Raw genomic sequence first — 3,307 nt, 5'->3', positions numbered from 1 at the left:
CTTTGAAATAATGATGAAAAATACTTTGATACGAATGCGCAAATTTATTCTCCTTCCCTGCGTCCTGCTCCTCACGGCGTCGGCCATGCAGGACGTACCGGGCTTTGGCCCCGGCGACGATCCCGAGGAAGAACTGGCCTCGTTCAAAATCCAGGACGGCTTCGAGGTGACGCTTTTTGCCGCCGAACCGATGCTCGTCAACCCCGTGCAAATGAACTGGGACGCCGACGGGCGGCTGTGGGTCATTAGCAGCACGGCCTACCCGCATGTGAAAACGGGCGAGGAAGCCAACGACAAGATTTACGTGCTGGAAGATACCGACGGAGACGGCAAGGCCGACAAATCCACCATTTTTGCCGAAGGCCTGATGACACCTACGGGCATCTTGCCCGGTGACGGCGGCGTGTATGTGGCCAACTCCACCGAAATCCTGCACTTCATGGACACCGACGGCGACGGCAAGGCCGACAAAAAACGCCGTATCCTGACGGGCTTCGGCGTGGCCGACACCCACCACCTAATCCACACTTTCCGCTGGGGACCGGAGGGTTCGCTGTACTTCAATCAGGCGATTTACATTTATAGCCACGTCGAAACGCCCTCGGGCGTCAAGCGGTTGGAAGGTGGCGGCGCGTGGAGGCTACGGCCCGAAAGCCTGGAGCTAGATGTGTACGCGCGCGGTCTTATCAATCCCTGGGGTTTGCAGTTCGACCGCTGGGGGCAGTCGTTTCTGACCGACGGGGCGGGCGGTGAGGGCATCAACTACGCCTTTCCGGGTGCGACCTTCGTGACTGCGCCGGGGGCCGAGCGCATTATTCGCGGCCTGAATCCCGGTCAGCCCAAGCACAGCGGACTGGAAATAGTTTCGGGGCGGCATTTGCCGGAGTCTTGGCAGGGTAGTTTGATCACCAACGACTTCCGGGCTAACCGCATCAATCGCTTTCAGCTTACCGAGCAGGGCAGCGGTTACGCTTCGCGACAGGTCGAAGATTTGCTGTGGACGGACGATGTGGCTTTCCGTCCGGTGGATGTCAACCTCGGGCCGGATGGCGCGATTTACGTGGCCGATTGGTACAATCCGATCATTCAGCACGGCGAGGTGGACTTTTACGACCCGCGCCGCGACCACGAACACGGGCGCATCTGGCGCATCACGGCCAAAAATCGGCCTTTGGTCAAAAACCCAAACTTGACCAAAGCCAGCACCACCGAACTGCTGGACGCGCTCAAACTACCCGAGGAATGGTCGCGTACCCAAGCCAAACAGACCCTGAAACTACGCGGCGCGGAGGAAGTACTGCCCGCTCTGAAGAAATGGATTGCCAATCTTGACAAGAAAGACGCGGACTACGAACACAATCTGGTGGAAGCCCTGTGGCTGCACCAAACGTTAAACGTGGTTAACGAGCCGCTGTTCCTGCAGCTTGCCAACGCTCAAAGTTATAAGGCGAGAGCAGCAGCGTTGCGGGCTTTGCAACTTTGGTCGGATCAAATTGCCAACCTTCCCACGATTCTTGAAAAAGCCGTGAAAGACCCGCACCCACAGGTACGGCTGGAAGCGGTGATCGCGCTCCGAGAACTGAATACTGCCGAGGCCGCCCGCACCGCCCTGACCGCGCTGGAACAGCCGATGGACGAGTTTCTGGATTTTGCCCTCTGGCAAACGACCCGCGACCTGGAACCGCTTTGGACCAAACAACTGAAAACCGACCCGGACTTTTTCGGGTCGCCGCTGAAAACCACCTACGCCCTGAAATCGGTCAGCAACCGCGACGCCATTGCGCAGTTGGTGCAGCTATACGAGAAAGATCAGATTCCCGAAGCCTACCGAAAAGATGTCCTCAACTCGCTGAGCCGTTACGGCACGCCGACGGAACTGAGCGTACTTTTCAAGAGGTCTATTCAGGATAATACAAGCCAAAGCAAACTACTCGCCGACCCACTCGCCGCGCTGGAAGATGCCGCCCGGCAGCGGAAGGTCAAGCCGGAGGGTGATTTGAATCGCATCACTGATTTCGTTGACAATGCTGACGCCGCCGTGGCCGCCAGCGCCATTCGCCTCATGGGGTACTGGCAACTGCCCGGAATACAAGATCGTCTGGTCGGTCTAGCCAAAAAGGGCGATAAAGTCCGACAGGAAGCGGCTTTAACCGCCTTGGCCGCGCAGGATAAAAAAGCCGCCGAGCAGGTTTTTATGGAATTGGCATCCGGCCAAAACAAAGCAGATTTGCGGCTCTTGGCTGCCGCCCGGTTGGTGCCCTTGAATCCCGCCGAGGCCGCCCGCATTGGAAGCGATTTATTGCGTACGCTCCCGAAAGAGAGCGACGTTTCGGAAATGCTTACGGTTCTCATGAAAAATAAAGAGTCTAGAATTGCTTTTGCCGAGGCAATTTTGACTAAAAAAATCCCCGAAAACCGCGCCTTGGTCGGCCGTCAGCTTGTGCAGACACAACTCCCTTCCAACCGTCAAAACGACGAGGATATAAAATTGCTCAAGCAGGCGTTGGAGGCATCGGGCGGTAAACTACCCCCAGAGCGAATGCCACAGCAATTGACCGATCTGGAAATCATCGCCGTGGCCCGCGAAATCAAGCGGTCGTCTGACCCCGAGGCGGGCGAATTGATTTACCGGAAAGCCAGTTGTAACACCTGCCACGCCCTGGGCGGCGCGGGCGGACTAATCGGCCCGGATTTAAGTAGTTTAGGTACTAGTTCGCCCGTCGAGACAATCGTGCGTTCGATTCTTTACCCCACAGCTTCCATCAAAGAAGGCTACGAGTTGCAGCGTTTTGCCAAGAAAGACGGCAGCGAGGCGATGGGGTACTTAGTGAGCAACGGCAACACCGAAATCGTGATGCGCGACGTGACGGGTCTGGAAGTTTCGATTCCCAAAAGCCAGATTCAGGCTATCGAGAAAATCCCCGGTTCGTTGATGCCCGCCGGACTAACGGCCAGTCTGGAGAAGGAGGAGTTTGATAATCTGGTCGATTTTCTTTCCAAATTAGGGCAGACGGGCGATTTCCGCGTACCTAACGAACGCTTCGTGCGTCGTTGGGAAACGGCAATGGGCCAGGCCGATTTAGCAAAGAAAGTTAGTGCGGAGGGCATCGGCTATCTTGCCAAAACAGCAGCCAATATTCCCTTCCAACCTGTTTACAGCAAAGTCTCCGGCGACTTGCCGCTGGCTGACCTGCCGATTATTGCGGCGAGTTCAAAGCAATATAGTGTGGCGCGGTTTGAAGTGGAAGTACTCACACCCGGCCGGGTTAGTCTGGGCCTGAACGCCGATGCTGGCGTCAGTGCCTGG

Annotated in this window: 1 protein-coding gene; it reads left to right on the top strand. The window is 56.7% G+C overall.

Going from position 1 to position 3,307, the window contains the following annotated elements; translation table 11 throughout:
- Positions 1-34: 34 nt before the first annotated feature.
- On the top strand, positions 35-3,307 hold a 3,273-nt coding region (locus ACEW8P_RS00465; RefSeq protein WP_373511147.1), incomplete at its 3' end, for a PVC-type heme-binding CxxCH protein.

This window comes from Persicitalea sp., assembly GCF_041751555.1.
Lineage (GTDB): Bacteria > Bacteroidota > Bacteroidia > Cytophagales > Spirosomataceae > Persicitalea.
This window is presented reverse-complemented; position numbering and strand designations above follow the sequence as displayed.